Origin of the sequence: Streptomyces sp. NBC_01635, assembly GCF_045209715.1 — a bacterium.
GTDB lineage: Bacteria > Actinomycetota > Actinomycetes > Streptomycetales > Streptomycetaceae > Streptomyces > Streptomyces hirsutus.
Window position 1 is genome coordinate 2,714,356 of sequence record NZ_CP109277.1, and the last position, 26,626, is coordinate 2,740,981.

A 26,626-nucleotide genomic window follows, 5' to 3' on the forward strand; every position below is an offset into this window, starting at 1 on the left:
GCCCCGTCGGGGCGCCCGTGCTCAGTAGGTGGCGTCGACCTCGTAGACGGCGAAGGGGGCGGCGGTGCGGGTGTCGCGGAAGGGCCGCAGGGGTGCCGTGTCCTGGCGGTGGTCGGCGCCGGCCTCCCAGGCCAGGAAGGCCTCCATCGACTCCCAGCGGCTCAGCACGGCGAGCGCGCTCGGGTCCTGGGGGCTGCGCAGCAGCTCGTTGCCGAGCATGCCGGGCACCTTTGCGAGGCGTTCGCTCACCCGGTGGTAGGCGGCGCGGACCGCGGCGAGCTCCTTCTCGTCGTACGCGGCCTGGTAGACCACGACCCGCACCCCGCCGCCCGGCCCCCCGCCCACGGCACCGGCGCCTCCCTCACCGGGCATCGGCGGCCGCCCTTCCCTCGACGCGGTGCAGCACCTCCATGACGTGGAAGGTGCCGCCCTTGCGGAACGGGTGGAGCGTGGCCCGGTGTTCGAGGTGGGCCGGGCTCTCCTCGAACTCGCGGAACCGCGGCTCGTCCACCCAGTCGCTGACGATGACGTAGGTGCTGCCGGGGCCGTCCTCCCGGGACAGGGTCTGGCCCAGGTTGGCCGGGTGGCCGGTGACCGCGCCGGTCCCCGCCAGCCACGCCTGCTCGAAGGCGGACTCCTTGCCGGGCTCGATCTCCATGCGCAGCATCACGCGGAAGGCCATCAGGAGATCCCCCCGTCGACGCCGATGGTGTTGCCGGTGACGTAGCGGGACAGGTCGCTGGCCAGCCACATGATCGCGCCGGCCACCTCGTCGGGGGTGCCGAGCCGGCCGAGGGCGGTCTTGGCGCCGTAGCGCTCGGCCATGACCTTGCGCTGCTCCTCGGGCATGGCGTGGAAGTTCTCGGTCTCGATGACGCCGAGCGCGACGACGTTGAAGCGGATGCCGCGCGGGCCGAACTCCTTGGCGAGCGAGCGGTTGAGGCCGACCAGGGCGGCCTTGGTGGTGGTGTAGTGGGCGCGCAGCGGTATGCCGGCGTCGACGGCGCGGGAGCCGATGGAGACCACCGAGGAGCCCTCGCCCAGCAGCGGCAGGGCGTGCTGGATGACGAGGTGGGCGCCGGTGACGTTGGTGTTGAGGATGCGCAGCCACTCCTCGAGCGGCAGCTCGGCGTACGGGACGTGGCTGATCGCGCCGGCGTTGTTGACCAGCAGGTCGAGGCGGTCGCCGTGCAGTTCGCGGACCCGGGTCAGCAGGGCGGCGATCTCCTCCGGCCGGGACAGGTCGGCGCGCAGCACGTGGTGGTCGCCGCCGGTCTCCTTCAGCTCGCGTTCCAGGGAGGTGACGTACTCGCTCTCCTTCTGGTAGCAGGTGACGACGTCGACGCCGGCGCGGGCGAGCGCCAGCACCACGCCCCGGCCGACACCTCGGGTGCCGCCGGTGACCAGGGCCTTCTTGCCCTTGAGGCCGAGATCCATGGGTGTTCCTCCGTAATCGTCGTACGCGACGTTCTCGCTGCGTGGGGCGGGTCGGACGGTGGGTCGGAGCAGGGTGGGTCAGAGCAGGAAGCCGAGCGCGGCGCAGTTCACGACGAGCGCGGTGATGGTGAGCAGGCTGCGCCGGTGGTTCCAGGCGCCCCACTCGCGGCGCGGGTCGCGGAAGTCCTCCGGGAGGTGCTCCGGGTCGATGGTCCGCATCCACCGGTTGACCGGGGCGTTCTTGGTGACCGAGATGAGGGCGGTGGCCGCGGCGAGCACCCCGGCCGCGGCGAACAGGGTGCGCGCCGCGGTGTCCGCGGTGCCCACGGCCAGGACGGCGTCCAGGGCGACCGTGCCGACCAGGCAGAACGGCATGGCCGGGTCGTAGCGCTGCCCGAAGAAGGCGTGGGCGTGCACGTAGCGGTCGGTGGGCAGCGAGGCGAGGTAGGGGAAGCCTCCGAGCTGGGTGCCGAGAAGGACGCCGGCGGCGAGACCGTTGAGCAGCAGCAGCGCGGGGGCGAGGACATTCAGCACGGGGTGCTCCTCAGCGGGTGAGGACGCGGGCCGCGGCCTCGACGCGCTCCTTGATGAGCGCCATCTGCACCTTGGTGTTGATGTTGAGGTGCTCGGTCATCGCGTCGTCGGTCGCGGGGGCCTGGGGCTTCATGTGGAAGTCCTGGATCCACCGCATGCGGACCCCGCCGCCGGGCTCCTCGGAGTACTCCCAGTGGATGTTCATGTAGGCGAAGGGCCCGGTCTCCACACGCTCGGCGCGCACGGTGCGGGTGACGGGGTCGCCGGTCCGCCTCGAGACCCAGCTCCACACGTTGCCCTCGTCGTCGGGGTGCATGGTGAGCCGGAAGACGACGGTGTCCCCGTCGCGCTCCAGGACCTCGGCGGAGGCGTACTCGCTGAACAGGTGGGGCCAGTTGGGGACGTCGTTGGTCATCTCCCAGACGATGTCCATGGGTGCGTCGATGACGATGTGGTTGTCGGTGTGGCCGGCCATCACAACTCCTCGATGACGGTAGGGGCGGGGGAGGTCGGTACAGCGGTGTCGGTGGATTCAGCGGTGTCGGTGGATTCAGCGGCCCAGCACCAGGGCGGAGGTGAAGCCGCCGTGGCCGCGGGCCAGGACCAGGGCGTGCCGCAGCGGCAGTTCCCGCGGGGCGCCGGTGACCAGGTCGACGGTGAGTCCGGGGGCCGGTTCGCTCACGTGGGCGGTGTGCGGGATCACGCCCTCGCGCAGGGCGAGCAGCGCGGTGGCCACGTCCAGCGGGGCGCCGCCGCCGTACAGCCGGCCGGTGAGCGTCTTCGGCGCGGTGACCGGGACGCCGTGCGGGCCGAAGACGGCGGTGACGGCCTCGGCCTCGTCGCGGTCGTCGGCCGGTACGCCGGAGGCGTCGGCGAAGACGACGTCGATGTCGGACGGTGCCAGCCCGGCGTCGGCGAGGGCCTGTTCGGCCGTGCGGCGCAGGGCGCGCGGCCGGCCGGAGCCGGGTGCCGGGTCGAATCCGGCGGCGTAGCCGAGGACCCGGCCGTAGCCGGTGTCCGCGCCGCGCCCGGCGGCGGCCTCGGCGCTCTCCAGGACGAGGATCGCCCCGCCCTCGCCGGGCAGGTGGCCCGAGGCCTCCGCGGCGAAGGGCAGGTAGGCCCGCTCCGGGTCCGGGACGGTGGACAGCCGGCCGGTGGAGAGCTGCGCGGTCAGGCCGTACGGGCACAGCGAGGCGTCGGTGCCGCCGGTGAGGACGAGCCGGGAGCCGCGCCGCACCAGCCGCCTGGCCTGGCCGATGGCGTCGAGCCCGCCGGCCTGCTCGCAGGCGAGCACCCCGCACGGGCCGCGCATGCGGTGGCGGATGGACAGCTGGCCGGTGGTGGCGGCGTAGAACCAGGCGATGGACTGGTAGGCGCCGACCCAGCCGGGGTCGTGCTGGTAGAGCGCGGTCATCTCCTTCTGCCCGAACTCCGTGCCGCCGGAGGACGAGGAGGTCACCACGGCCATCTCGTACTCGGGGACGGCCGTGAGGTCGGCGCCGGAGTCGGCCAGGGCGGCCTCGCCGGCGCCCAGCGCTAGGTGCGTCCAGTGGTCGGTCTGCGCGATCAGCCGGCTGGGTACGTGTCCGGCGGTGTCGAAGCCGGGCACCTGGCCCGCGTACCGCACGGGGTAGGAGGACGGGTCGAAGCGGCCGATGCGGCCGATGCCGGACTTGCCGGCCAGCACCGACGCCCAGTGCGCCTCGACGCCGATGCCGGTGGGCGCGAAGATGCCGAGTCCCGTGACGACGGGTGCGGCCTGCGCGGTCATGCTCACTCCCCTCTGCCCGCGGCGGCCGCGGCGGTGCCGGGCCGGGCGAGCACCATCGCGCTCTGGAAGCCGCCGAACCCGCTGCCGACGGAGAGCACGGCGTCCATGGCGTGCTCTCGTGCGGTGACGGGCACGTAGTCCAGGTCGCAGAGCGGGTCCCGGGTCTTCAGGTTGGCCGTGGGCGGCACGACCTGGCGGTCCAGCGCCAGGGCGCAGGCGGCCACCTCGATGGAGCCGATCGCGCCCAGGGAGTGCCCGACCATCGACTTGATGGAGCTGACCGGGATGTCGTAGGCGTGCTGTCCGAGGCTGCGCTTGAACGCGGCGGTCTCGTGGCGGTCGTTCTGCTTGGTGCCGGAGCCGTGCGCGTTGATGTAGTCGAGCGCGGTCGGGTCCAGCCTCGCCTGGTCCAGGGCGACGGTGATGGCCTCGGCCATCTCCCGGCCGTCCGGCTTGAGTCCGGTCATGTGGTACGCGTTGCTGCGGCCGGCGAACCCGGCGATCTCGGCGTAGATCCGGGCTCCCCGGGCGAGGGCCGCCTCGCGTTCCTCGACGACCATGACGGCGGAGCCCTCGCCGAGCACGAAGCCGTCGCGTTCCCCGTCGAAGGGGCGGGAGGCGTGCTCCGGGTCGGCGTTGTTCGGGGTGGTCGCCTTGATGGCGTCGAAGCAGGCGGAGGTGATGGGCGAGATGGGCGCGTCGGTGGCACCGGCGATCACCACGTCGGCCGAGCCCTCCTCGATGAGCTGCACCGCGTGCCCGATCGAGTCCAGGCCCGAGGTGCAGCCCGTGGAGACGAGGGCCACCGGCCCTTCCGCGCCGGTCTCCCAGGCGACCTCGACGGCCAGCGTGGACGGCACCATGTAGCCGTACAGGTGCGGTACGCCGTACTCGTGGTCGACGAGCCACTTGCGGCCGCTGTCGGAGAGGGTGACGTACTCCTCCTCCAGGCCCATGGTGCAGCCGACGGCGCTGCCGAGGCTGACCGCGATGCGCTCCGGGTCGACGGCGGCCGGCGTGAGACCGCTGTCGGCCACCGCCTCCCGCGCGGAGACCACGGCGAACTGCGCGGCCCGGTCCATCCGCCGGATCTGACGCGGGGTCAGTCCGGCGGCGGCCGGGTCGAAGTCGACCTCGGCGGCGACCTGCGAGCGGAACGCCGCCGGGTCGAACAGGGTGATCCGGCGGGTCGCCGTACGCCCCTCGGACAGCGTCCGCCAGAAGGCCTCACGGCCGACCCCGCCCGGCACGACCGCGCCGATGCCGGTGATGACGGCGCGTCGGGTCACCGGGCACCGCCCACGTCCGGATTGGCCTGCTCGGGGCGCTGCGCCTGCTCGGTGTCGACGTGGCCCAGCTCGGGGCGGGGCGCGAGCGGGGAGAGGTGGAAGGCGCAGCGGGCGGTGACGTCGCCGGTGCTGACGAGGCGGTGGCGGACGCCGATCGGCACCAGCAGGGAGTCGCCGGGGCCGAGCGTCACGACCTCCCGCCCGTCCATCGTCATCTCCAGCCGGCCGTCGATGACGTGCAGGAACTCCTCGGAGTACGGGTGGAAGTGCTCGGTGACGAAGTCGCCCGGCTCGAGCGTCATGACGCCGCCGAAGCCGGAGCCGCAGCCGACCGTCTTGGGGCTGAGGGTGACGCGGATGTCGCCGCCGCGCTTGGTGTTGGCCTCGACCTCGTCGGCGGCCACCTTCACGGTGCGGGTGATGGCGGTGGTCACTGGATCCGCCCTCCGTCCTTGGTCCAGATGTAGAAGGGGTCGGCCATCGCGTCCTTGGGCTCTTTCCAGTCCGGGTCGTAGGGCTCCACGCACTCGGCGAGCCGGGTGTTGATGTCGTCGTAGAGCGGGTGGCTGCGGGCCCGGTAGAGGTGGGGGCCGATGTCCTCGTCGGCCTCGACGAGGTGGAAGTACAGGCCGTGGAACTTGAAGAGCGTGCGGCGGCTGACGCCGATCATGTGCGGCAGGTCGGTCGAGTCGGAGTCCTCGAAGATCTTCGCGATGTCGTCCGTCTTGTCCGGCCGCAGCTTGGCGACGATCAGGGTGCGGTGCACGGTGTCCCTCCCAACGGGTCGGTGGTCGCCAGGGAACGTCGCACCGCCGTCTGGAGAGCCGCTCGAAATCCCCTCCAGCGAGGGGAGTTCGAGCCGGGCCCGAGGCGGCGCGGCTGTGCTGGAGGGGGACCGGCCGCCCGCCGGCCCCCGACGTGCGGGCAACGACGCACCGGAACCCGGAGAGAAGGGGCGACAGCCATGCCGTTCGCGGCCATCACGTACGACATCAAGCCGGGCTACGAGAAGGAGCTCACGGAGATCTTCGGCAACTTCAGGCGGGTGCCGAGCAGCAGGGTCGAGGACGCCTCGGGCGGGCAGGCCGGCACGATCGTGGCCACCGCGGTGTTCCTGCGCGACGACACCCTGGTCCGGGTCATCGAGTACACCGGCGACCTGGAGGCCGTCGCCCGGCACATGGCGGCGCAGCCGGGCGTCCAGGAGGTGGAGCGCAAGCTGAAGCCGTACCTGACCCGTCCGCGGGAGACGGACACGGTCGAGGGCTTCGTGGCCACCTTCCGGCGCAGCCTGCTCACCACCGTCGCCCAGATCTCGGCCCGGGACGTCCCGGCATCGGCCTGAAGCCCGGACCGGCACCGGCCCGGGAGCTCCGGCCGGCCGGGTGTGCGGGGCGGGGGGCGGATGGGGCGCGGGGGGCTCACGGCATCCGCGGGACCCGCGCCCCGCACCTCGCGTCCCACGGCAGCCTGCCGGGGCCGGCGCTTCCGGCCGGCCGGCGCACCTCGCGGCGCCACGAACCCCCGGGCCCGCCCATGGTGGCCCTCGACCGTCCGCGCCGCCGAGAACCGCCGGGCGGTCCGGCCCCGGCAGGCTCCGGCCCGTCCGGCCCCGGCAGGCTCCAATCCGTCCGGCCCCGGCAGGCTCCAATCCGTCCGGCTCGGCCGTACCGGGCACGCCATCGGCCGGGTGGGGGCGGGCCGATGGCGTGCCCCCACCCGGCCGTGAGGCACGGCCTTCGCCCTCCCCGCGCCGCGCCCTGCCGGCCGGACGCACACGCCGAGGCCGCACCCCCGGAGGATCCGGGGGTGCGGCCTCGGCATGATGTGGCGTCACATTGCGTTCAGAGCAGCCGCGTTGACCGTCAGAGCCAGTAAGGCCAGGGCGGTGCGCAGGTAGTGGTACCGGCGCCACAGGGGGCGCGGGTCCTCCCAGTCCGGCGGGAGGACCGCCGGGTCGGTGATCGCCTTGACGCGGCGGTTGATCGGCACGTTGCACAGGTGGGACACCCCGGACACGCCGAGCAGCAGGACCGCGCCGGCCGCGAAGAGCGGCCGTGCGGTGCCGGTGACGGCCACCGCCAGTACGCCGTCGGCCAGGGTGCTGGACAGCACGATGACGGGCATCGTGGGGTCCCAGTTCCGGCCCAGCAGCCGGTGTGCGTACACGTAGGTGCCGGTCTCCATCGCGAAGAGCGCGGGCAGCACGCTCAGCGCGACGGCGAAGAGCACTCCGGCGGTGAGGCCGCTGCCGATCAGGGCCGCGACTCCCAGCACCTCGGTCATGACGCCGCGGCCCCGGCGGGGTGGGTGTCGACGGTGAACTGGGCGACCGTGCGCATGGTGGCCTTGCGGAAGTACTCCGCGAACGCGGCCGGCGAGCTGGTGTCGCGCGGTTCGAGGAGGAGCGGCTGCAGGGCGGCCTCGGCCGTGTGCACCCCCTGCTGGGAGGCCATGTGGCGGCCGAGCGCGGCGAAGTCGCCCTCGTAGTGGATGACCCGGACGACGACGTCCTCCAGGACGAACACGGCGGTGCCCAGCAGCCGGCCCGCCGCCGAACCGTCCTGGGCCGTGAAGTCGGGGGTGTCGACGCGCCGGAAGTGGGTGAAGATGTCGGCGATCTCGTCCTCGTGGCCGGGCTCGACCCGGTACATGATGGCTGCGTAGGGCATCAGATTCCTCCGTCGACTTCGATGGTTGTGCCGGTGACGTACGCGGCCGAGTCCCCGGCGAGGAACAGCACCGCGCCCGTCACGTCCTCGGGCCGGCCCAGCCGGCCCAGTGCGGTGAGCGCCGCGAGTTTCTCCGCGACGGGGGGCGGCGGTCCGTCCCCAAGGCCGGTTCGGGTCACGCCGGGGGCGACCAGGTTGACCCGGATGCCGCGCGGCCCGAGTTCCTTGGCGAGGGCGCGGGTGAACCCGATCAGGGCGGCCTTGGAGGCGCTGTAGTGGACGCCGAAGGGGCGGCCGCGGAGCGCCACCGAGGCGCCGACGCCGACCACCGACGCGCCGTCGGCGAGCGCCGGCAGCAGCGCCTGGGTGACCAGGTAGGCGGACGTGGTGTTGTGGTCGGTGACGCGGTGCCATTCGGCGTCGGTGAGCCGCTCGAAGGGCATGTGCCCGTCGACGCCGAGGTTGTTGACGAGGACGTCGAGGCCGCCCTCGCCGAACCGGCCCACGACCGTCCGGGCCAGCGTCTCGGCGCCCTCTCGGGTGGTCAGGTCGGCCCGGACGGTCTCGGCGTCGGCGCCCAGCGCGTCCAGCTCGGCGGCCAGTTCCTTCGCCGCCGCGTCGTCGTGCCCGTACGAGACGACGAGCCGGGCGCCGGCCCGGGCGAAGGCGAGTGCCGTCGCCCGGCCGATGCCCTTGGTCCCGCCGGTGACCACCACACGGCGTGCCGCTGCCCCAGCGGTCACCGGACCGCCCCGGCGTGCGGCGCGACGCCGATCATCCGCAGGAGCATCCGCGGGGTCTCGGCCTCCGCGACGGCGTCGTCGTCGAGGACGATGCCGTACTTGCGGTTGATCACGCTGGTGACCTGGAGCAGGGCGAGGGAGTCGTAGCCGAACTCCAGGAACGGGGTGTCGAGGGCCTGCTCGCCCTCGAGCGCCATGCCCTCCTCCGGGGCACCGACGCATTCCAGCAGCAGGTCGCCGAGTTCGGACAGGGTCATATCGCTCACGATGCTTCCTCTCGCTTGCTTGAGGGGTCAGTTGGCCCTCGCCAGTTGCGGGCCCGCGGCGTGCGTCGCCGCGGATACCGCGTGTGCTGCGTGTGCTGTGTGTGTTTCGGGTGCTGCGTGTGCCGCGCGTGCCGCCGTGTCCAGGTCGAGCCGCGGCGAGGAATCGAGCACCGCGCGGTGCAGTTGCTCGACGCTGGGTGAGGGGTCGAGTCCGAGGCTCTGGTTCAGGCAGCGGCGCAGCTGCCGGTAGACGGTCAGGGCGTCGCTGCGGCGCCCCACCCGGTACAGCGCGAGCATCAGCTGCTCGTGCATCGCCTCGTGCAGCGGATGCCGGGCGGCGAGCCCGGAGAGTTCGCCGACGAGTTCATGGTGGCGGCCCAGCCTCAGGTCTGCCTCGATCCGGCGCTGAAGAACGCTCATCCGCGACTCGTCCAGCCGGGTGGCCTCCACTTCGAGCAGCGGCCCGCACTGGACGTCGGCGAGCGCGCGGCCGTGCCACAGCGACAGCGCCCGGCCGAAGTACGAGGACGCGTCGGGCCATTCGCCCCGGTCCAGGGCACGGTGGCCGGCCGAGGCGAGGGCGTCGAACTCGTGGGCGTCCAGGAGTCCCCCGTGGACGTCGAGCTGGTAGCCGCCGGGCTCGGTGACCAGGACGCTCTTGGCGCCGTTGGGGAGGAAGGCGCCCTCCCCGGTGGCGTCGTCGCCGAGTACGGCGGCGATGGCGTTGCGTATCTGCAGGATGTACGTCTGCAGGGTGGTCTGGACGCTGCGGGGCGGGCTCTCGCCCCACACCTCCTCCACCAGTGAGGCCACCGAGACGACCTGGCCCGCCTGGAGGGCGAGCAGCGCGAAGACCTTGCGCGGCTTCACGGCGGTGAGGTGGACGGGCACCCCGGACAGGGTGGCCCGGAACGGGCCGAGCACACTGATTTCCATGCGCGGATCTCCTTCGCGTTGCGTGGGGCGGCCGGGATCAGCCGTGAGCCGGCCGGGGGCCGGCCCGGTGCGGTGCCGCGTCGTGGCGGGTGGTGTCCTGGCGCGCGAGGTCCGCTCGCGCGGTGTCCGGCCGCGGGGTCTCCGTCGGCACGGCGGCGGCCCCTGTCGCCGGGTCCCCGGCGGACCGCAGGGCCTCCCCCACCGCGCGGGGCACGTCACGACCCCGTACGAAGAAGTGCGTGCCGCGGACGGGGCGGAGCCGGAAGCGGTGCGTGGTGCAGTGCTTCCACGCCCGCACCTCCGTGGCCGGGACCAGGGGGTCGGCCTCTCCGGCGTAGGCGTCGAGGGGGCAGGGCAGTCCGGTGACGGGTGCCTGCCGCAGGTCCTGCGCGAGGGTCAGGTCGGCCCGCAGGGTGGCGAGGGTGGCGGTGAGCCAGCCGATCCGGTTCCGCAGCGGCGCCGGAATGCTGTCATGGCCGCCGAGGGAGAGGATCAGTTCCTCGTCGGGGAGTTCGGGGCGGAGCAGGGTCTGCAGCAGCGGTGCGGGCAGCTGCGGTGCGGAGCAGGCGCCGACGGACAGCAGCCGGGGCGGCCGCTGTCCGGTGCGCACGCGGTGCTGGGCGAAGCGGTAGGCGACCAGCGCCCCCATGCTGTGCCCGTAGAACGCGTGCGGCTCGTCCAGCAGGGGGCCGAGGTCGTTCTGCAGTTCCTCGACCAACCGGGCGCCGTCGGTGATCCGGTCCTCCCGGCGCCGGGTCTCCCGGCCGGGCAGCCGTACCGGCAGGACGGACACGCCGGGGCCGACCCTGCGCTGCCAGCCGGCGAAGGCCAGGGCTCCGGCTCCCGCGTGGTGGAAGCAGAACAGCCGGATGCCCGTGCCGGGCACCGGCCGGACCGCGAGATAGCGCTGCACCCGGATCCCCCTTCGTTCCGCACCTTTTCGGTCAGATGCGCGAACCGAAGCGTCACCGCAGGTCCTCGGTCACCGCTCAACTGACGCTGGAGCGCGGGTCCACGAGCACGGGCAGCAGGGGCAGGTCGGCGCCGGACTGGGGGCGGTCGCCGAAGCCCGGGTCGTGGACGGCGGCGCTGACGGTGTAGGCGTCCTCGACCAGCCAACTGTGGAACGACCACTCCCGCCCGGTTCCGGGTGTGCCGTCGGGCCGCAGCACGCTCAGCCGCTCGCCCTGCGGCCCGAAGCCGAACTCGGTGAAGCGGAACCGCAGTCCCTGGCCGATCGCCTTGCTGTAGGCCTCCTTCAGCGTCCACAGCCGTACCAGTTCGCGGTTGCGCCGCTCGGCGGGAACCCGCTCGAGGGCCTCCAGTTCGAACGGGGTGCAGGCCTTGAGCTCGGTGCCGAGTTCCAGCATCCGGCGGTCGGCCGGTTCGGTGTCCACGCCGATCCGGCCGAACCGGGTCAGGCCCACGACGAGCAGCCCGTCGGTGTGGCTGAGCCCGACGTCGAGCTGGTCGATGCCGCGCAGGTACGGGCGCCCGCCGGGTTTGTACGCCAGTTCCAGCTCGCGGGGCAGGGCGCCGAGGACGGCACTCGCCGCGGACTTGAGCAGCAGCCGGGAGGCGACGAACCGGTCCCGGTTGCGCGAGGCGGGCATCCGCGCGTACCGCTCGTGGTCCGCCCCGAGGTCGGCGGCCAGCGCACGGGGGTCCCGCCCCTCGGAGGGCAGCCAGTCGTCGACCAGCGCGTGCACCACACAGGTCCCCTGCTCCACCACGGCCCGGCACACGGCTCCCCAGGACTCCCCCGGACCCCGCTGCCGCACGGACCGCATCACGCCACCGTCCTCTGGGCACAGGGGATTTCAGCGAGACATCGCATGACGGGGTCGTCCCTCCTCTGGGCGCGGACGCCGGGCACCCGGGGCCGGTGGAACGCCGGCCGGGGGATGGGTCGGACAGCCCCTAACGGCCGATCGCGGTGGAGTACAGGTCGTAGCTGCGGGCGTCGTCGAAGCGGTGCAGGAGTTCGGTGAGCATGTGGTCGGCGGCGGACGCGGGCGGGCGGACCGCCCGGGTGCCGAGGCGGCCGGCGATGCGGGTGAGCGTCATGGCGGCCCAGACCGGATCGGCCAGGAAGCCGCCGGGCGGGCGGTGGCGCCAGACGCCGAGGCAGGCGGCGCCGGCGACGATCAGGGCGTACCGGTCGGCCAGCGCGTAGGCGCGGGGGCTGACCGGGTGGCCGGCGGGCCGGGCGGCGAGTTCGGCGCAGTCCGCGCGCAGCGCGCGCAGGTGGGCCACGAGGACCGCGGCGGCCTCCGCCGGCGCGCCCCCGTACGCGTCGCGGTACGTACTCCGCCCGCCGGACGCCGTGCCGTCCGCGTCCCGCGCCCAGGCCTCGATGCTGTCGAGCAACGAGTCCCGGTCGGAGGTGAGTTCGAGGTCCTCGGGGCGGCAGGGCGGCAGGCCGGCGTCGAACGGACGGAACAGCACGGCCGGCGCGTCGGTGGCGGCGGCCGCGGTGAGCGAGGGCAGCCGCAGCAGCTGGGCGACGAGCACCGCTCTGCTCGCCGAGGCGCCCGCGCTGCCGAGGCCGATCATCGGCAGGTCGCGGGCGGTCCTGCGGAAGACGCCGTAGCTCCCGTCCGGGGCGTAGGACTCGGCGCCGAGCACGATCGACAGGTCGTCCATCGTCTCGTTGAGGACCGTCGGCAGCAGGTACTTGGCGACGGCGGCCAGCGTCCGGCTCTCGCGGGGCAGCACATGGGCCGCCCGGGTCGCGACGAGTGAGAGGCAGTCGCAGACGAGCAGGTCCGTGAAGGCGTCGACCAGTGCGGTCCGGGTGCGGGCCGAGTGCAGGGAGGCGCGGCTGCGGGAGCGGTGCGCGCGGGCGAACGCGACCGTGGTGCGCAGCGCCGTGTCGGCGCAGCCCAGCGCCATCGACAGGCCGGCGCCCCGGGTGAGCGGGAAGGCCCGCTCGGCGAGGCGGGCCCCGTCCCCGGCCGCTCCGAGGAGGTGTCCGGCGGGCAGCGGGTGCCGGTCGAAGGCGAGCCCTTCGATGACGCAGCCTCGTACTCCGGCCGTCGGCCGGCGGGGCAGCAGTCCCACCTCCCGGCCCCGGCCCGCGGCGTCCGCCGGGCCCGGCGCGAGGAAGGCGCTCAGCCCGTCCGGGGTGTGCGCGAACAGCACGAGTGCGTCGGCGCGGCCCGCGTTGTTGACGGCCTCCTTGCGGCCGCTGAGGCGGTGGCCGGTGCCGTCCGGGAGCGCGGTGAGCCGGTTGCGCAGGAAGTCGTTGCCCTGGGGCGGCTCGGGGTAGGCGCAGGCCATCCGGCCGCCGTCGAGCAGCAGCCCGGCGGTGTCCCGGCGCTGGCGCGCGGATCCGCCCGCCCAGACGACGACGGCGGCCAGGTACGAGGTCAGCCCGTGGCCGAGGCCGAGGGCCGCGTCGCGCCGGAACACGACGCGCAGCACCCGCGCCAGTGCGTCCAGCCGGTCGAGTCGGCCGCCCAGCTCCCCGGGCACGAACTCGGCGTTCAGTCCGAAGGCGTCGAGCAGCCGTTCGGCGGCGGGCAGCAGACGCCGGCCCGCGTCCGCGGCGAGGAACTGCTGGACGCCGAGCGGGTTGCCCGGGTCGTCGAGGTCTCCGAAGTCGTGCTCGAGCCGGGCGATGCGTTCCTGGACGGCGGCTTCCGAGGAGTCCGCCCGGTCCACCGTCGTGGTCACCGCCGTGGTCATGGCGTTCCTCCGTCCTCGTCGTGGCCCGTGCGGGCCCCTGGGCGACCGGCACGGCTCAAGACGCGCTCAAGGTCGTCCGGCCAGACTCGGTCCTGTCGTTCCCGCCGGGAACGGGCTCCGGGGTCACCGGGCGCTGCTCCGGTACGGCCTCGTACCGGTACTGCTGCCAGAACGGGTTCTGATCGGGGGGAAGCCAGATCGCTCCGTAAGCCACCAGGGAGTTCCAGATCGGCCGCAGCAGCCGCTCGCGTACGACTCGGGTGACGGTGCTGCCGTGGGTCTTGGACGCGGTCATGCGTGCCGTCCCTTCTGTGCGTCGGGGAAGGCCACGGTCGCGCGTGCGGCTCGGTGGATCCTCGAGGAACTCTCGGGTGCGGGGCGCTCCGTCCGTGCTCGAGCGGGACTCGAGCGGGGTGTGGTCGGATGCGCCCAGGGGTGCACGCACACGGGGCCAGGAGGGGGTGGGGATGGTGTCCCAGCGCGAGGGCGACCGGGAACTGACCGTCGTGGAACGCTTCACGACCAAGGCGGCGAGGACGGTGTTCGAGCCTGAACTCCTCGGGTACGCCCGCCACCGCGAGTCCCGCAAGGGGTTCGTCTCCCGGGTGACGGTGGCCCTGACGGACCGGCCCGGCGCGTACGTGCACCTCGAGCGGTGGACCGGCCTGGACCGGCTGCTGCGGGTGGTGCACCAGGACCCGGCGGCGCCGGCCGGCCCGCGCGGTCTCGCGACCACCCTCCGTACGGAGGCGGAACTGCTGGTCAGCGTGGGCCGGATGGCCGTGAACGGCTCTCCGTCCGACGCCGAACGGCTGGTGCTGGTCCGCGCTCTGGTGACGGGCGACGCGGAGCGGTTCGAACTGGCCTTCGGTTCACTGGTCGGTCAGTGCGTGTCGGACGAGGCCTTCGGCGGCAGCGACCTGCTGCGCTCGGTGGCCGATCCGCGGCTGTACACGGGCCTGTTGTGGTGGCGGAAGGCCGCCGCCTGCGAACACGCCCGCACGAGCGAGGGGTACAGGGTCCACCGCGCCAAGCTGGCCGCCACGGCCCACATCACGGTCGAACAGGCCCACCCCGTCGACCGGATCACCCCGCCGGCCTCCTGAACCGGCCTCGGCGCCTCCCCCGGCACACCTCCGCCCTCGGTGCTTCTCCGCCCTCGGTGCTTCTCCACCCTCGGTGCTTCTCCACCCTCGGTGCTTCTCCGCCCTCGGTACATCTCCACCCTCGGTACATCTCCGTCCTCGGAGCATCTCCGTCCTCGGAGCATCTCTGCCCTCGCGCCTCTCCGCCCTCGGCGCCCCCTGCGCGCCTCCCCTCCCTCCGCGCTCCCTCTCGTCTCTCCGGCCTGTCCCGCCCCTCCTTTCCGCCGCCCGGCCCCGAGTGCTTCTCGAGGGTCCGGCGGCACCATCCGGCGGCATGGACGAGCCCATCGCACCCACCGCGCCCGCCCCGCCGACGGCCGACGGATCTCCCGTCCTCCGTGTCGTCCGCGGGCGTCCCGACGCCGTCGAACTCGCCGCCCTGACCGCCGTACTCCTCGCCCGGCTGCGCGCACTGGAGGCACAGGAGCAGCAGGCCGGCGCCCCGGACAAGGCCCCGCGGGCCCTCTGGGGCGCCCCCGCCCGCAGCCGCCCGCGCGTCGGCTGGACGGCGCCCCGCTGACCGCCCGCCGGCGCTCCACCGGTCCGCGGCGCCCCCGCCCGGCCGGCCGCCTCCCGCTTCCCTTCCGACCGCGCTCCGAGCGCGTTCCGGCCGCCCGCCGCCCGCCCCGGGAGCCCGGCGGCCCAGCAGCGGTCGAGTGCCCTTCGAGACGGCGCGCATACGGTCACGGAGCGGGTGGCACGGGCGCCGATGACGGGGAGCGCCCGCACCCGTACGACACGCATGGGGGTCCCGAATGACCGGCTATCGCACCTTCACCGAAGTGTTCACCGAAAGAGCCGGGCAGACGCCCGATCGCGTCGCCCTGCTCCTGCTGCCGGACAGCGACGAACGCGGCCGTCCGGCCACGGTCACCTACCGCACGCTCGACGCCTCGGCCCGCCGTCTCGCCGGCCGGCTGCTGGCCGACGGCGCGGCCGGGGAGCCGGTGCTCCTGCTGCACGCCTCACCACGTCAGTTCGCCGTGTCGTTCCTGGCCTGTCTGTACGCGGGTGCGGTCGCCGTGCCCGTCCCTCCCTCGGGGGGCCACAGCCATCACGAGGAGCGGGTCGCGGGCATCGTGCGGCTGACGTCGCCCCGGGTCGCGCTGACCGACGCCGCGCTGGCCCCCGACGTGTCCCGGCTGCTGGCGCGGCACGGCCACGGCTCGGTGCCGTGCCTCGCCGCCGACGCGGTGTCCGGGGGCACCGGCCTGCCGCTGCCCGTGCTCGACCGGGACGCGGTGGCGTACCTGCAGTTCACCTCCGGCTCGACGGGCAGCCCGCACGGGGTGGTCGTCACCCACGGCAACCTCCTCGCCAACCAGGAGGCGCTGGCGGAGCTGCTCGGCGCGGGCCCCGGGTCGCGGATCGGCGGCTGGCTGCCGTTCCACCACGACATGGGGCTGGTGGGGCAGCTGCTGCACCCGCTGTGGCTCGGCGCGACCTCGGTGGCCCTGTCCCCCGAGGCGTTCGTACGGCGTCCCGTGCGGTGGCTGGAGGCCATCGGGCGGTACGGCATCGAGGTCAGCGGCGCCCCCGACTTCGCGTACGACCTGTGCGCGCGGCGGGTCACCGACGAGCAGCTCGACGGGCTGGACCTGTCCGGCTGGCGGGTGGCGGTCTCCGGCGGGGAGCCGGTGCGGGCCGAGACCCGGCAGGCGTTCGTGGAACGGTTCGCGGGGGCGGGTCTGCGCCCGGAGGCGATGCGTACCGCCTACGGGCTGGCGGAGGCGACGCTGCTGATCTCCGGGGGCCCGGCTGCCGACGGTGAACTGACCGTCGACGCCAAGGCGTTGGAGAACGGCCGGCTCGACGCGCCCCGCGCGGGACGGCCGGCGCACACCCTGGCGTCCTGCGGCACCGCGGCCGGCGCGGCCGGGCAGGTGCTGATCGTGGACCCGGACACGCACGCGGTGCTGCCGGACGGGGAGGTGGGCGAGATCTGGGTGCGCGGCCCGGGGGTGGCCCGCGGCTACTGGCGCGATCCCGCGGCCACCGCGGAACGCTTCGGGGCCGCGACGGCCGACGGAACCGGCGGCCTGCTGCGCACCGGTGACCTGGGCGCGCTGGCCGGCGGCCACCTCCATGTCACCGGCCGGCTGAAGGACGTGATCGTGGTCGCCGGGCGGAACCTGTATCCGCAGGACCTGGAGCGCACCGTCCAGCGGGTCAGCACCCTGTTCGGCGCGGGCAGCGCGTTCTCGGTACCCGGCGAGCGCGAACGCGTGGTGTTCGTCCAGGAGTTGCGCACCCACCGGCGGTACGCGCTGGATCTGGAGGAACTCGCGTCGGACGTACGGCGGTGCCTGACCGAGGAGTTCGAGGTGTCCGTGGCGGGCGTGCTGCTGGTACGGCCCGGCACCGTCCGCCGGACCACCAGCGGCAAGGTCGAGCGGTCGGCGATGCGCCGGCTGTTCCTGAACGGCGGGCTGCGGCCCGTGTACCAGTACCTGGACGAGGACCTCCCGGTCCCGTCGGGCCGGAGGTAGCGGCCCGCGCGCCGCCCTCTCGCGGGCGGCGCGCCGGGTCGCCGGCCGAGGAGGCACACGCACGCGCCGGCGTGTACGGGCACGTCGTCGACGGCAGGGAAGGGGCAGGACGTGAGCGCAACGGCACCGGACGATCCCGACGAGGGGGACTTCGCCGCCTGGCTCGCCGAACGGATCGGCGGGTACGCGCGAAGGGTGGTCGGCGAGGACGAGGAACTGTCCGCGTGGGGGCTCGACTCGGTCGCTCTGCTCGGTCTGTTCGGCGACATCGAGGAGGAGTTCGGCTCCCTGCTCGACCCGGCGGACATCTGGGCCCATCCGACCGTCCGCGACCTCGCCCGCTATCTGGCGATGCGGCACGGCATGGGACGCGAACCGGGCCGGGTCAGGGCGGTGTTCGTGTTCACCGGCCAGGGCTGCCAGCATCCGCGGATGGCGGCCGGCCTGCACGAGGCCCTGAGCGCCTACCGCCGTCACCTCGCGGCGGCCGACGAGGCGATCGCCCCGTACCTGGGCCGCTCCGTGCGGGAGTTGATCCTCTGCGGTGATCCGCGGGTGCATCAGACGGCGCTGACCCAGCCCGCGCTGTTCGCCGTCCAGTACGCCCTGGCGATGACCCTCCTCGAGGAGGAGGAGGTGCGTCCGGCGGCCGTCCTGGGGCACGGCACCGGCGAGGTCGCGGCGGCCGTGGTCGCCGGGGCGCTGTCCCTGGAGGAGGCCGCCCGGCTGGTGTGCTTCCGGGGCGCCTCCATGCAGTACCTGCCGTCCGGCGGCGGGATGATGGCGACCTGCGCCAGCCCGTTCGAGGCCGCGGAGGCGGCCGCGGGCGAGCCGGAGGTGTCGATCGGCGCGTTCAACGCGGCGCGCGCCACGGTGCTCTCCGGTGCGGTCGACGCTCTGGAGCGGGTCCGGGAACGGCTGGCGGCGGTCGGTATCGCCGGCACCTTCCTCCAGGTGACGCACGCCTTCCACTCGCCGCTGATGGAGCCGGTGACGTCCCGGTTCGCGGACGCGGCCCGGCATGTGACGGCCGGCCGGCCGACCGTGCCGTACTACTCCACGGTGTACGGGCGGCGCTACGACGAGCCCCTGGCCGGCGGGTACTGGACGGAGCAGATCACGGCGCCGGTGCGGTTCGCCGACGCCGCCCGCCGGATGCTGGCCGAGCAGGCGCCCAGCCACGTCGTGGAGATCGGCCCCAGGGCGGTGCTCACACCGTTCCTGCGGCGGATGGCCGGCACGCGCGGCCCCGCCTGCCTGGCGGTGTGCCGCGGTCCGGGGAGCAACGCGGTGGATCTGGCGGGGGTCCTGTCCCAACTCGACGCGGGCCCGCTGGCGGGCATATGAGCGGGGGCCCTCTCGGCCTACTTCTTTCCCGCCCGGGCCAGGACGGCCGTGCCGGTCACCCCGGCCGCCAGTCCGCCGATCGTCCACGGCGTGCTGGGAGACCCGTCGTTGAGGCGGTAGCCGACATAGCTGAAGGCCAGGGTGACGAGGAGCACGGTCATGCCCCAGTACTGCCTCTTGAGCATGTGACCTCCTTACCGGTCGAGCGGGACAGCAGCCGGTCGCACCCTAGGCCGGGACCGGAGCCGGAACTTCCCCGGGGTGCGTCCTCCGCGCTCCTACGGGATCCAGCCCGCCTCCTCCGCGATACGGATGGCGTCGATCCGGTTGCGGGCTTTGAGCTTGTCGACGATGGCGGTGAGGTAGTTCCGTACCGTTCCCTGGGTCAGATAGAGCTGGTCGGCGATCTCCGCCGCGTCGGCGCCGCGGGCCGCCAGCCGGAGCACCTGGGTCTCCCGGGGGGAGAGCGGGTTGTCCGGCGCCTCCCAGGCGGTGAGGGCGAGTTCGGGATCGATGACGCGCCGGCCCGCGGCGACCGAGCGGACCGCCTGGGCCAGCCGGGAGGGCGGGGAGTCCTTGAGTAGGAAGCCGGAGACGCGCGCGGCCATCGCCCGGCGCAGCGTGCCGGGCCGGCCCAGGCTGGTGAGCATCAGGGTGCGGCACTCCGGCACCTTCTGGTGCAGGTCCGCGGCGGCGGTGAGGCCGTCGGTGCCGGGCAGGTCGATGTCGATGACGGCGACATCGGGACGGGTTTCGAGCGCGGACGGCACGATGAGGTCGCCGCGGTCCACCGACGCGACGACCTGAAGATCATGTTCCAGTTCCAGCAGGGCGACCAGCGCGCCGCGGACCATGTGCACGTCTTCGGCGAGAAGGATTCTCACCATCCCCATTGTTTCCCCCGATTCGTTCACGGCATTCAGACGGCGGGTCTGTCCACCTCTCCGATCCGGTCGGCCGCGCCGTCGGCGGCCTCGTCCACGCGCGGGCACGGGCTCGTGTCCGCGCCGGTCGGCGGCCTGACGGGGGCCACCGCCGTCAGCCGGTACCGGCCGCCCTCGACGACACCCGCCGTCAGCTCGCCGCCGATCGCGCCGAGCCGGGCGCTCAGGTTCCCGAGGCCGCTGCCGCGGTCCTGGGCGAGGGAGCGGTCCGGGGCGGCGACCCCGTCGTTGACGAGGTCGAGGCGTACGGTGTCGCCGGTGACCACGGCCGTGACCGTACAGGACTCCACTTTGCTGTGACGGAGAATATTGGTGACGCCCTCGCGCAGGGCGGTCGCCAGCACGGTGTCCACCAGGGGGTGGAGCCGTCCGCACCGGATGTCCACCTCGACGTCGACGTCCGCCGCCGCCATCACCTCGGCCACCGACGCGGCTTCCGCCTCCAGCGACATGTCCCGGTAGCCGCTGGCCACCAGCCGTACGTCGGCGAGTGCCTGGCGGGCGACCCCGAGCACCGAGGCGACCTCGTCGCGGGCCCGCTCGGGGTTGACCGGCACCAGCCGGTGGATCAGCTCGCTCTTGAGGGTGATCGCGGAGAGGCTGTAGCCGAGCAGGTCGTGCAGGTCCCGGGCGAAGCGCAGCCGCTCCTGCGTGACGGCCATCCTGGCCATCTCGGCGCGGGCGTCGTGGACTTCGCGGACCAGGTCGGTGAGGCGGGTGAGGCCGTAGATGACCAGCCCGGTCAGCGCGGTGGAGATGGTGTAGTAGCCCGCCTCCAGAGCGGTCACGCCCTCCGCGAGCGACCAGGTGAGCATCGTCAGCGGGACGAGGGCGTAGCAGGGCCAGGCGATCCGCCCGGGCAGCAGGAGGAGAATCGATCCGGCGAGGGGTCCCGCCATACTGCCCCAGACGCCGCCGACCCACAGGACGGGCACGAGGGTCAGGGCCGCCTGCACGCCGAGGGTGGCCGTTTTACGGCGTGCGGACCACTTGAGGGTGCCGGGCGAGATGAGCAGCAACTGCACCGCGTAGAGCACGACGACCGCGCCCGTGCAGACGATCCGGGCCCTGGTGCCCGGCACCTCGTTCTGGACGTTGAGGAGGGTGACGATGCCGTAGCCCGCGAAGACCACCGCGCTGATTCCCTGGGCGAGCCGGGGCGCCAGCAGGTCCCGTGCCCCGGTCCGGTGCCACCCCGGTCCCGGCCCCGGCGCCCGCCCCGCCACCGCGGCGACGGCCGGCGGCTGCCCGCCCTCCGGGTCCGGACGCGTCCCTTCCGCCGACTCCTCGTCTCGACGGAGGTCGTTGTCCGAGGTCCGGAAACGGCCCGCCATGTGTCGACTCCTCGCATGGACGTCGGGACTATGCGTGACCGAACTATATGCCGACGCATGCCGGGTCCGGGACCCGTACAACACCTTCACGCGATCTACAACAACAGGGGCACCGGGTTGAGTTGCTCGTAGGCGAGGGGCCGTGCGAGGTGGCCGAGACTCACCGGTACGTCGTAGAGCCGCCCCGGCGCGAACCGGGCGTAGAACGGGCGCAGTCCCGGCACCAGCACTTTCACCGCCGGAATCCCCACGTCCGGCCGGGTCTGGTCGAGCACCAGCAACTCCATGCCGTGCGCGGCGACCAGGGCGCGCATCTCCTCCACGTCGGTGAGCAGGTCGTCGTTGCGTCCGGACCACCGCCACGCGCCGGGAGCACGGGCCGAATGCGCGGCGTCGGGCAGCAGGTGGGGCTGCTCGTCGGTCCGGGGGGTACGGGGTCCGGTGACGGCTCCGGGGGCGGCACCCGCCGGCCGGCCGGTGGGGGTGGTCGCCGCCGGGCCGGCGGCGGGCAGCATCTGGACCATCTCGGTGAGGGCGCGGCGCAGGGCGAGCCGCGGGTCGGGGTGCGCCCCGAACCCGTACAGGACGGGCGCGGCCGTGTCCGTGTCCCCGGCGCCCCGGGAGACCGCCGCCATCACGGGGATGCCGAGGTCGGAGGTGAGGTCGAGGGCCCACACCTGGCGCCCGGCCCGGCCGAGGGCGTCGCGCAGGCCGCTCAGCCACGGCTCGTCGAAGGCGTCCAGGTCGACACCGGGCAGCCGCAGGCGGTTGTACCACCACAGGGCCACCGCGTCCCGTTCGACCAGTTCCAGGAACCCCTGCACCAGGGCGTCCTCCGGGCTGCTGCCGGCCGCGTTGCCGTTGGAGTCGGCCCACAGTCCGTCCCGGGTGCCACCGGACGAGGTGTCGAAGTACAGGGTGGCGGTGGGCAGCAGCCGCTGGGTGCCGGCGGTGAGGGACCACACCGGCGTCCACTCGGTGGGCGCCCCGGGGTCGAACGGCGCGCACACGTGGTGGAACGGCGTGTGGGAGGCGTTCCAGCGGTCGCGTTCGGCGTGCTGGCGCTCGTGGAACAACTGGTAGGCGTTGGGGTGGACGGCGGCCGGGCCGAGGCCGGTGAGCGAGTCGGTGATCGTCAGCTCGTCGCCCTGGCGGGCGGCGGAGTAACGTTCCACCGCCTCGCCCAGGGCGCTGGCCCGCGCCTCGACGGCGGTCGCCCCCTTGCCGGAGCTGCGGGACCTGAGCACCCGGCTCACCGCGGCGGGCGAGTGGCCGCCGAGGGCGAGGTTGTGCCCGGAGTCGTAGGCGTGCAGCCCTTCGGGCAGGCCGGCCATGGGGCGTACGTCCGTCACGATGCCGGTGACCGGTCCGACCAGGTGGCGGTGGCGGGCGAGCAGCTGCTCGGCGGAGAGCGCCCGGTCGTTGCTGCCGGACCCGCCGGCCTTGGGACGGGACACCGGCACCACCGGGCGGCGGGTCCGCTCGGCGACGAGCGCGGGGTCGCCGCAGGACGGGCACTGCGGACGTCTTCGTACCGGATGGTGGCCGGTGCGCAGGGTGAGGCCGTCCAGCACGCACACCGCCCGCTGTTCCGGACTCCGCAGCCCCGCCAGCCACTTGGCCGTCTCCAGCACGGCGCTGTGCAGTCCCAGGGCCCGCACGGCGGCCGGGGAGGGCGCGGGGCGGGGGGCGGAAACGGGGGCGCGGGCGGGGCGCGGGGCCGTGCCGGGGCCGCCGGCCCCCCGGAGGTCGTCGAGGCCGAGGGTGCGGCGCGCCGTCAGTTCGCCCCGGCGGTGTTCGCGCAGCCGGTGGGCGAGGCAGTTCCAGCAGGCGGCGTCGTCGTCACCCGGTTCGAAGACCGGCCCGGTCCACGGCTCGGCCGCGAACGGCCTGGCCAGCAGCCAGGGCCGGCCCTGCGCGCGCAACCGGGCTTCGACCGCGCGCAGTTCGGGTGCCAGGTAGTCCTCGCAGAGGACGAGCGCGAAGGGCGCGTCCGCGCCTTCCTCGTCGTCGACCGCGGTGATCGAGGAGGCACGGCAGGCGGCGCGCACCTCGTCGCGGTCCACGTCCCCCACGGCGATGAGCGCCACGGGCGTGCCGCGCACGGTGTCCTCGGCGACGAAGCCGTCCAGTCCGGCGCGGTCCCAGTAGGCCTCGGCGGGCTCGCGGTCGGAGCGCGGGGACGCGCAGCCGAGGGCGGAAGCGGGATCGGTGCCGGTGCGGCCGGTGCGGCCGGTGAGGCCGGCCGGGCCGGCCGGGCACGGCGCGGTGTGGCGGTAGCCCACCAGATTGGCCTCGGCCAGGCGCCGTACGACCCGGCCCGCCTCCTCGGCGGGCATGGCGGCAGCGGCGTCCCGGAGCAGTTCGGGCAGGGTACGGCTGCCGTCGAGGAGCGACACCAGGGCCTTCGCGCCCGCTCCCCGCACCGCCGTCACGTCCGTGTCGGACCACATGAACACGGCCTCCCCCGGAGCGGGCACGGCCCGCACATGGCGCTTGAGCGCCACGAACGGGCCGTGCCCCGGGGCCTGTACCTCGGTCACGCAGCGGTCGGCGCGTCGAGGAGCACGGAGATGCACATGCACCACTCCGCCCCCGCCGGCTCGGCGAAGTTCAGGCTCTCGACGCTGACGGACTCCCCGCCCGCGCCGACGGGTTCACCCGACGCCGCACCGAACGCGCCGCGCGCGGTGGCGGGTCCGGATGCGAAAACGTCCTCGAGCCCGATGCGAGAGACCAGTTCCGCGAAGCCCGCAAGCTTTTCGGTAACGTTCATGACAACCCCCTGTGGATGAACAAACCGGTGGACCGACGAAGCGGCGCACGCGCCGGCGACGTCCTCGATGGGAACAGGCTGTGCCGAACCGCATGTGCGGTCGGCGCCTGGTTCGGAAGTCTGCGGCCGGAATTCGCCCGTCCGTCAGTGTGCGGATCATCGGCCACCCATGAGATTTTCATGCCCGGGTTCGTGCACCGCTCACTGGGCCGGGCACGGTCCGCGGTGCGACGCTCATGAGCCGGAAACCATAGGGTCGCCACGCGTCACCGGCGGCCGTGGCCCAAGGGGGAGACACATATGGAGATCCAGGTCCTGGGCTCGCTCGCCGCGCAGGAACGCGGCGTCTCAGTGGTGCCGAGCGCGGCGAAACCCCGCCAGCTGCTGGCCCTGCTCGCCCTGCACGCCGACCGGGTGGTGTCGGTGCCCACGCTGATGGAGGAGATCTGGGGCGAGCGCATCCCCCGCAGCGCCTCCACCACCCTGCAGACGTACGTCCTCCAGCTGCGCCGCCGGATCACCACCGCCCTCGACGGCGATCCGCGGCGGGCGAAGGACGTCCTGGTGACGCGCTTCGGCGGCTATCTGCTCCAGGTGGAGCCGGGCAGGGTCGACGCCCACGAGTTCGAGCGGCTCGCCGTGAGCGGCGGTACCGCCTTCGAGATCGGCGACTACCGGGCGGCCTCCGCCACCCTGCGCCGCGCACTCGCGCTGTGGCAGGGGCCGGCCCTGGTCGACGTACCGGCCGGCCCGGCGCTGGAGCTGGAGGTGCTGCGGCTGAACGAGGAGCGCACCACCGCCCTGGAGCGGCGCATCGAGGCGGACCTGCGGCTCGGCCGCTACGCCGAAGTGGTCCCCGAACTGCGGGTACTGGCCGCACGCCACCCTCTCCACGAGGGTTTCTGCGGCCAGTTGATGCGTGCCCTGCACCGAACCGGTGGCAGCTGGCGGGCGTTGGAGGCCTACCAGCGGCTGCGCGGCAGCCTCGTCCGCGAGCTGGGCCTGGAACCGTCCGGCCCGCTCCGGGAACTCCACCAGGCGGTTCTCTCCGGCGACCCGGACCACGCCCTGCACCCGGCCGCGGCGGACTGAGGGACCGAGGACGGGGGGCCGACCGCTCCACCCGGGCTCCACCCCCGCTCCACACAACATGCCGGAGGCTTTGAGGCGGCGTCCCTACGGTGCCGCAATGACGACCTTCGACGAGCTCCTCGCTCTGGCGCCCGCTCCCGATCTGCGCCGTTCCACCGACGAGTTGACACGCCTGAAGGAGGAGCTGAGCCGGGGCCCCGACCCCGCGGCGACCCGGCGCCAGCACGCCAAGGGCAAGCTCACCGCGCCCGAGCGGCTGCGCCTCCTCTTCGACGACGGGACGTTCACCGAGATCGAGCCGCTGCGCCGGCACCGCGCCACCGGCTTCGGCCTGGAGGACCGCAAGCCGCACGGCGACGGAGTCGTCATCGGCTGGGGCCTGGTGCACGGCCGTACGGTCTTCGCCTACGCCCACGACTTCCGGGTCTTCGGCGGCGCCCTGGGCGAGGCCCACGCCGAGAAGATCCACAAGGTGATGGACCTGGCCGAGGCGGCGGGCGCCCCGATCGTCGGGCTCAGCGACGGCGCCGGCGCCCGCATCCAGGAGGGCGTCACGGCGCTCGCCGGATACGGCGGCATCTTCCGCCGCAACACCCGCTCCTCCGGGGTGATCCCGCAGATCAGCGTCGTCCTCGGCCCGTGCGCGGGCGGCGCCGCCTACTCCCCCGCGCTGACCGACTTCGTGTTCATGGTGCGCGGCACCTCCCAGATGTTCATCACGGGCCCGGACGTCGTCCAGGCCGTCACCGGCGAGCAGATCACCCACGACGGCCTCGGCGGCGCCGACGTGCACTCCTCCCTCTCCGGCGTCTCCGGCTTCGCCTACGACGACGAGGCCGAATGCCTGGCCGACGTCCGCCACCTGCTCTCGCTGCTCCCCCAGAACAACCGCGAACTTCCCCCCGCCGTCCGGTCCGACGACCCCGCCGACCGCCGCACCGAGGCACTGACGACGCTGGTCCCGGCCGACCCCCAGCAGGCCTACGACATGCGCGGGGTGATCGAGGAGATCGTCGACGACGGCGACTGCTTCGAGGTCCACGAGGCCTGGGCCCGCAACGTGGTGTGCGCACTGGCCCGGCTGGACGGCCAGGTCGTGGGCCTGATCGCCAACCAGCCCGCCGCCCTCGCCGGCGTCCTCGACATCCACGGCTCCGAGAAGGCCGCACGCTTCGTGCAGACCTGCGACGCCTTCAACATCCCCCTGGTCACCCTGGTCGACGTCCCCGGCTTCCTGCCCGGCGTCGACCAGGAGCACGGCGGCATCATCCGCCACGGCGCCAAGCTCTTGTACGCCTACTGCAACGCGACCGTCCCCCGCATCTCCCTGGTCGTCCGCAAGGCCTACGGCGGCGCCTACATCGTCATGGACTCCCGCTCCATCGGCGCCGACCTGTCCTTCGCCTGGCCGACCAACGAGATCGCGGTGATGGGCGCGGAGGGAGCCGCCAACGTCGTCTTCCGCCGCGAGATCGCCGCCTCCGACGACCCGGACGCCACCCGGGCCCGCCTGATCAAGGAGTACAAGGCCGAGCTGATGCACCCGTACTACGCGGCCGAACGCGGCCTGGTCGACGACGTCATCGACCCGGCGGAGACCCGCACGGTCCTCATCCGCTCCCTGGCCATGCTCCGCACCAAGAACGCCCGCCTCCCGGAGCGCAAGCACGGCAACCCGCCGATGTGATCCGGCGTCGGACGAAGCACCGCGGGACACGGCCCGGGCGACGGCCCGGCCCGGCCGCAGCGAGCGGGCTCCGGACACCTGTGCCGACCTGCGGTCCGAACGGCACTCCAGCCGGACACACGGGTACATCGGCCGGGACCCTCGCAACCAACGGCTCGGCGGAGCCTGGCGGTCCCCGTGCCGACGGCCGCGGTGCTTCCTCCACGCTCACTAAGGGATGACTCGAGATCGGGCCCAACTCCGGTTCATCGGATCCCGGTTGCGCCAGCCAAGGTGACGTTGCTCGGTCAGCGGGGACGGTGTTACGGTCTCACCGAGCCCCGTATGGGCCTATGCATGGAGGTAGCGGCTACTCAGCCATTGCAGAGATCGGCACGTTCCGTCTCTCGCAGCTTGTCAATCCCTGTCCTGGGGTTGCTGCGCCCATCTTCACTGTGTAGGCATGCGGGGTATTTCTGTGTCGATTTCCGGTGG

At 73.7% G+C, this 26,626-nt stretch carries 30 protein-coding genes; 7 read left to right on the forward strand and 23 right to left on the reverse strand.

The window, feature by feature from the left end:
- Window positions 1-21: 21 nt before the first annotated feature.
- The 9 genes from OHB56_RS12780 to OHB56_RS12820 form a co-directional block, all read right to left on the reverse strand.
- A complete protein-coding gene (locus OHB56_RS12780) occupies window positions 22-372 on the reverse strand; it encodes an antibiotic biosynthesis monooxygenase family protein (protein WP_360042023.1) in 351 nt (116 codons plus the stop codon).
- Window positions 362-682: an antibiotic biosynthesis monooxygenase family protein gene (locus tag OHB56_RS12785; protein ID WP_326752377.1), complete on the reverse strand. Its 321-nt coding sequence runs from the start codon at window positions 680-682 to the stop codon at window positions 362-364. The genes OHB56_RS12780 and OHB56_RS12785 overlap by 11 nt, the downstream gene beginning before the upstream one ends.
- Window positions 682-1,437: an SDR family NAD(P)-dependent oxidoreductase gene (locus OHB56_RS12790; protein ID WP_406353318.1), complete on the reverse strand. Its 756-nt coding sequence runs from the start codon at window positions 1,435-1,437 to the stop codon at window positions 682-684. The genes OHB56_RS12785 and OHB56_RS12790 overlap by 1 nt, the downstream gene beginning before the upstream one ends.
- A gap of 78 nt (window positions 1,438-1,515) precedes the next feature.
- On the reverse strand, window positions 1,516-1,971 hold the full coding sequence (locus OHB56_RS12795) for a DUF1772 domain-containing protein (protein ID WP_326752379.1): 456 nt from the start codon (window positions 1,969-1,971) through the stop codon (window positions 1,516-1,518).
- 10 nt (window positions 1,972-1,981) lie between these two features.
- Window positions 1,982-2,446, reverse strand: a complete 465-nt coding sequence (locus OHB56_RS12800; RefSeq protein WP_055631024.1) for an SRPBCC family protein — start codon at window positions 2,444-2,446, stop codon at window positions 1,982-1,984.
- Between the two features lie 75 nt (window positions 2,447-2,521).
- On the reverse strand, window positions 2,522-3,742 hold the full coding sequence (locus tag OHB56_RS12805; RefSeq protein WP_406353320.1) for a ketosynthase chain-length factor: 1,221 nt from the start codon (window positions 3,740-3,742) through the stop codon (window positions 2,522-2,524).
- A 2-nt stretch (window positions 3,743-3,744) separates the two neighbouring features.
- Window positions 3,745-5,031, reverse strand: a complete 1,287-nt coding sequence (locus tag OHB56_RS12810; RefSeq protein WP_406353322.1) for a beta-ketoacyl-[acyl-carrier-protein] synthase family protein — start codon at window positions 5,029-5,031, stop codon at window positions 3,745-3,747.
- Window positions 5,028-5,465 carry a cupin domain-containing protein gene (locus OHB56_RS12815; protein ID WP_055593197.1) on the reverse strand — a complete coding sequence of 146 codons (438 nt, stop codon included), beginning with the start codon at window positions 5,463-5,465 and terminating at the stop codon, window positions 5,028-5,030. The genes OHB56_RS12810 and OHB56_RS12815 overlap by 4 nt, the downstream gene beginning before the upstream one ends.
- Complete coding sequence (locus OHB56_RS12820) at window positions 5,462-5,797, reverse strand: TcmI family type II polyketide cyclase (protein WP_055631027.1); 336 nt, start codon at window positions 5,795-5,797, stop codon at window positions 5,462-5,464. Before OHB56_RS12820 ends, OHB56_RS12815 begins: the two co-directional genes overlap by 4 nt.
- Before the next feature lie 198 nt (window positions 5,798-5,995).
- On the opposite strand from OHB56_RS12820, the gene OHB56_RS12825 reads away from it, so the two are divergent.
- Window positions 5,996-6,376, forward strand: a complete 381-nt coding sequence (locus OHB56_RS12825; protein WP_326752382.1) for a SchA/CurD-like domain-containing protein — start codon at window positions 5,996-5,998, stop codon at window positions 6,374-6,376.
- Window positions 6,377-6,864: 488 nt separating this feature from the next.
- Here OHB56_RS12825 and OHB56_RS12830 read toward each other — a convergent pair whose 3' ends face one another.
- The 9 genes from OHB56_RS12830 to OHB56_RS12870 form a co-directional block, all read right to left on the reverse strand.
- Window positions 6,865-7,317 carry a DUF1772 domain-containing protein gene (locus OHB56_RS12830; protein WP_326752383.1) on the reverse strand — a complete coding sequence of 151 codons (453 nt, stop codon included), beginning with the start codon at window positions 7,315-7,317 and terminating at the stop codon, window positions 6,865-6,867.
- On the reverse strand, window positions 7,314-7,703 hold the full coding sequence (locus tag OHB56_RS12835) for a SchA/CurD-like domain-containing protein (RefSeq protein WP_326752384.1): 390 nt from the start codon (window positions 7,701-7,703) through the stop codon (window positions 7,314-7,316). The genes OHB56_RS12830 and OHB56_RS12835 overlap by 4 nt, the downstream gene beginning before the upstream one ends.
- Window positions 7,703-8,446: an SDR family oxidoreductase gene (locus OHB56_RS12840; RefSeq protein ID WP_326752385.1), complete on the reverse strand. Its 744-nt coding sequence runs from the start codon at window positions 8,444-8,446 to the stop codon at window positions 7,703-7,705. The genes OHB56_RS12835 and OHB56_RS12840 overlap by 1 nt, the downstream gene beginning before the upstream one ends.
- Window positions 8,443-8,712, reverse strand: a complete 270-nt coding sequence (locus tag OHB56_RS12845; RefSeq protein ID WP_079034700.1) for an acyl carrier protein — start codon at window positions 8,710-8,712, stop codon at window positions 8,443-8,445. The genes OHB56_RS12840 and OHB56_RS12845 overlap by 4 nt, the downstream gene beginning before the upstream one ends.
- A gap of 27 nt (window positions 8,713-8,739) precedes the next feature.
- The gene (locus tag OHB56_RS12850) at window positions 8,740-9,648 is read right to left on the reverse strand and encodes a BTAD domain-containing putative transcriptional regulator (protein ID WP_406353325.1); all 909 of its coding nucleotides are present in this window, start codon (window positions 9,646-9,648) and stop codon (window positions 8,740-8,742) included.
- 37 nt (window positions 9,649-9,685) lie between these two features.
- Window positions 9,686-10,561 carry a thioesterase II family protein gene (locus OHB56_RS12855; protein ID WP_406353327.1) on the reverse strand — a complete coding sequence of 292 codons (876 nt, stop codon included), beginning with the start codon at window positions 10,559-10,561 and terminating at the stop codon, window positions 9,686-9,688.
- 76 nt (window positions 10,562-10,637) lie between these two features.
- A complete protein-coding gene (locus OHB56_RS12860; RefSeq protein WP_326756977.1) occupies window positions 10,638-11,438 on the reverse strand; it encodes a 4'-phosphopantetheinyl transferase superfamily protein in 801 nt (266 codons plus the stop codon).
- Between the two features lie 130 nt (window positions 11,439-11,568).
- On the reverse strand, window positions 11,569-13,338 hold the full coding sequence (locus OHB56_RS12865; RefSeq protein WP_406353329.1) for an acyl-CoA dehydrogenase family protein: 1,770 nt from the start codon (window positions 13,336-13,338) through the stop codon (window positions 11,569-11,571).
- A 55-nt stretch (window positions 13,339-13,393) separates the two neighbouring features.
- Window positions 13,394-13,633 (reverse strand): hypothetical protein, encoded by a 240-nt coding sequence (locus tag OHB56_RS12870; RefSeq protein WP_326752389.1) that lies wholly within the window; start codon window positions 13,631-13,633, stop codon window positions 13,394-13,396.
- Window positions 13,634-13,805: 172 nt separating this feature from the next.
- Between OHB56_RS12870 and OHB56_RS12875 the strand changes: the two genes are divergently transcribed.
- The 4 genes from OHB56_RS12875 (at window position 13,806) to OHB56_RS12890 (ending at window position 18,319) form a co-directional block, all read left to right on the forward strand.
- Window positions 13,806-14,444, forward strand: coding sequence for an antibiotic biosynthesis monooxygenase (locus tag OHB56_RS12875; protein ID WP_326752391.1), 639 nt, complete (start codon window positions 13,806-13,808; stop codon window positions 14,442-14,444).
- 313 nt (window positions 14,445-14,757) lie between these two features.
- Window positions 14,758-15,003 (forward strand): acyl-CoA carboxylase epsilon subunit, encoded by a 246-nt coding sequence (locus tag OHB56_RS12880; protein WP_406353330.1) that lies wholly within the window; start codon window positions 14,758-14,760, stop codon window positions 15,001-15,003.
- A gap of 235 nt (window positions 15,004-15,238) precedes the next feature.
- The gene (locus OHB56_RS12885; protein ID WP_406353332.1) at window positions 15,239-16,972 is read left to right on the forward strand and encodes a fatty acyl-AMP ligase; all 1,734 of its coding nucleotides are present in this window, start codon (window positions 15,239-15,241) and stop codon (window positions 16,970-16,972) included.
- 111 nt (window positions 16,973-17,083) lie between these two features.
- Entirely contained in the window at window positions 17,084-18,319 is a 1,236-nt protein-coding gene (locus OHB56_RS12890; RefSeq protein WP_406353334.1) for an acyltransferase domain-containing protein, read from the forward strand.
- A gap of 17 nt (window positions 18,320-18,336) precedes the next feature.
- Here OHB56_RS12890 and OHB56_RS12895 read toward each other — a convergent pair whose 3' ends face one another.
- The 5 genes from OHB56_RS12895 to OHB56_RS12915 all read right to left on the reverse strand — a co-directional run bounded on the left by OHB56_RS12895 (window position 18,337) and on the right by OHB56_RS12915 (window position 23,373).
- A complete protein-coding gene (locus OHB56_RS12895; protein ID WP_167353877.1) occupies window positions 18,337-18,504 on the reverse strand; it encodes a hypothetical protein in 168 nt (55 codons plus the stop codon).
- A 93-nt stretch (window positions 18,505-18,597) separates the two neighbouring features.
- Window positions 18,598-19,206: a response regulator transcription factor gene (locus OHB56_RS12900; protein WP_326752395.1), complete on the reverse strand. Its 609-nt coding sequence runs from the start codon at window positions 19,204-19,206 to the stop codon at window positions 18,598-18,600.
- Between the two features lie 32 nt (window positions 19,207-19,238).
- A complete protein-coding gene (locus OHB56_RS12905; protein WP_406353336.1) occupies window positions 19,239-20,597 on the reverse strand; it encodes a sensor histidine kinase in 1,359 nt (452 codons plus the stop codon).
- A 95-nt stretch (window positions 20,598-20,692) separates the two neighbouring features.
- Entirely contained in the window at window positions 20,693-23,140 is a 2,448-nt protein-coding gene (locus OHB56_RS12910; protein ID WP_406353338.1) for a TOMM precursor leader peptide-binding protein, read from the reverse strand.
- Window positions 23,137-23,373: a hypothetical protein gene (locus OHB56_RS12915; protein WP_406353339.1), complete on the reverse strand. Its 237-nt coding sequence runs from the start codon at window positions 23,371-23,373 to the stop codon at window positions 23,137-23,139. The genes OHB56_RS12910 and OHB56_RS12915 overlap by 4 nt, the downstream gene beginning before the upstream one ends.
- 300 nt (window positions 23,374-23,673) lie before the next feature.
- On the opposite strand from OHB56_RS12915, the gene OHB56_RS12920 reads away from it, so the two are divergent.
- Together OHB56_RS12920 and OHB56_RS12925 are read left to right on the forward strand one after the other, a co-directional pair.
- Window positions 23,674-24,465, forward strand: coding sequence for an AfsR/SARP family transcriptional regulator (locus tag OHB56_RS12920; protein WP_326752400.1), 792 nt, complete (start codon window positions 23,674-23,676; stop codon window positions 24,463-24,465).
- Window positions 24,466-24,562: 97 nt separating this feature from the next.
- The gene (locus OHB56_RS12925; protein WP_406353341.1) at window positions 24,563-26,152 is read left to right on the forward strand and encodes an acyl-CoA carboxylase subunit beta; all 1,590 of its coding nucleotides are present in this window, start codon (window positions 24,563-24,565) and stop codon (window positions 26,150-26,152) included.
- Window positions 26,153-26,626: the final 474 nt, after the last annotated feature.

Bases quoted from the DNA above. Each gene is read 5' to 3' on its own strand.
- OHB56_RS12780 (WP_360042023.1), bottom strand. From the start codon at position 372: ATGCCCGGTGAGGGAGGCGCCGGTGCCGTGGGCGGGGGGCCGGGCGGC.
- OHB56_RS12785 (WP_326752377.1), bottom strand. From the start codon at position 682: ATGGCCTTCCGCGTGATGCTGCGCATGGAGATCGAGCCCGGCAAGGAG.
- OHB56_RS12790 (WP_406353318.1), bottom strand. From the start codon at position 1,437: ATGGATCTCGGCCTCAAGGGCAAGAAGGCCCTGGTCACCGGCGGCACC.
- OHB56_RS12800 (WP_055631024.1), bottom strand. From the start codon at position 2,446: ATGGCCGGCCACACCGACAACCACATCGTCATCGACGCACCCATGGAC.
- OHB56_RS12805 (WP_406353320.1), bottom strand. From the start codon at position 3,742: ATGACCGCGCAGGCCGCACCCGTCGTCACGGGACTCGGCATCTTCGCG.
- OHB56_RS12825 (WP_326752382.1), top strand. From the start codon at position 5,996: ATGCCGTTCGCGGCCATCACGTACGACATCAAGCCGGGCTACGAGAAG.
- OHB56_RS12830 (WP_326752383.1), bottom strand. From the start codon at position 7,317: ATGACCGAGGTGCTGGGAGTCGCGGCCCTGATCGGCAGCGGCCTCACC.
- OHB56_RS12835 (WP_326752384.1), bottom strand. From the start codon at position 7,703: ATGCCCTACGCAGCCATCATGTACCGGGTCGAGCCCGGCCACGAGGAC.
- OHB56_RS12850 (WP_406353325.1), bottom strand. From the start codon at position 9,648: ATGGAAATCAGTGTGCTCGGCCCGTTCCGGGCCACCCTGTCCGGGGTG.
- OHB56_RS12860 (WP_326756977.1), bottom strand. From the start codon at position 11,438: ATGCGGTCCGTGCGGCAGCGGGGTCCGGGGGAGTCCTGGGGAGCCGTG.
- OHB56_RS12865 (WP_406353329.1), bottom strand. From the start codon at position 13,338: ATGACCACGGCGGTGACCACGACGGTGGACCGGGCGGACTCCTCGGAA.
- OHB56_RS12870 (WP_326752389.1), bottom strand. From the start codon at position 13,633: ATGACCGCGTCCAAGACCCACGGCAGCACCGTCACCCGAGTCGTACGC.
- OHB56_RS12875 (WP_326752391.1), top strand. From the start codon at position 13,806: ATGGTGTCCCAGCGCGAGGGCGACCGGGAACTGACCGTCGTGGAACGC.
- OHB56_RS12880 (WP_406353330.1), top strand. From the start codon at position 14,758: ATGGACGAGCCCATCGCACCCACCGCGCCCGCCCCGCCGACGGCCGAC.
- OHB56_RS12885 (WP_406353332.1), top strand. From the start codon at position 15,239: ATGACCGGCTATCGCACCTTCACCGAAGTGTTCACCGAAAGAGCCGGG.
- OHB56_RS12895 (WP_167353877.1), bottom strand. From the start codon at position 18,504: ATGCTCAAGAGGCAGTACTGGGGCATGACCGTGCTCCTCGTCACCCTG.
- OHB56_RS12900 (WP_326752395.1), bottom strand. From the start codon at position 19,206: ATGGTGAGAATCCTTCTCGCCGAAGACGTGCACATGGTCCGCGGCGCG.
- OHB56_RS12905 (WP_406353336.1), bottom strand. From the start codon at position 20,597: ATGGCGGGCCGTTTCCGGACCTCGGACAACGACCTCCGTCGAGACGAG.
- OHB56_RS12915 (WP_406353339.1), bottom strand. From the start codon at position 23,373: ATGAACGTTACCGAAAAGCTTGCGGGCTTCGCGGAACTGGTCTCTCGC.
- OHB56_RS12920 (WP_326752400.1), top strand. From the start codon at position 23,674: ATGGAGATCCAGGTCCTGGGCTCGCTCGCCGCGCAGGAACGCGGCGTC.
- OHB56_RS12925 (WP_406353341.1), top strand. From the start codon at position 24,563: ATGACGACCTTCGACGAGCTCCTCGCTCTGGCGCCCGCTCCCGATCTG.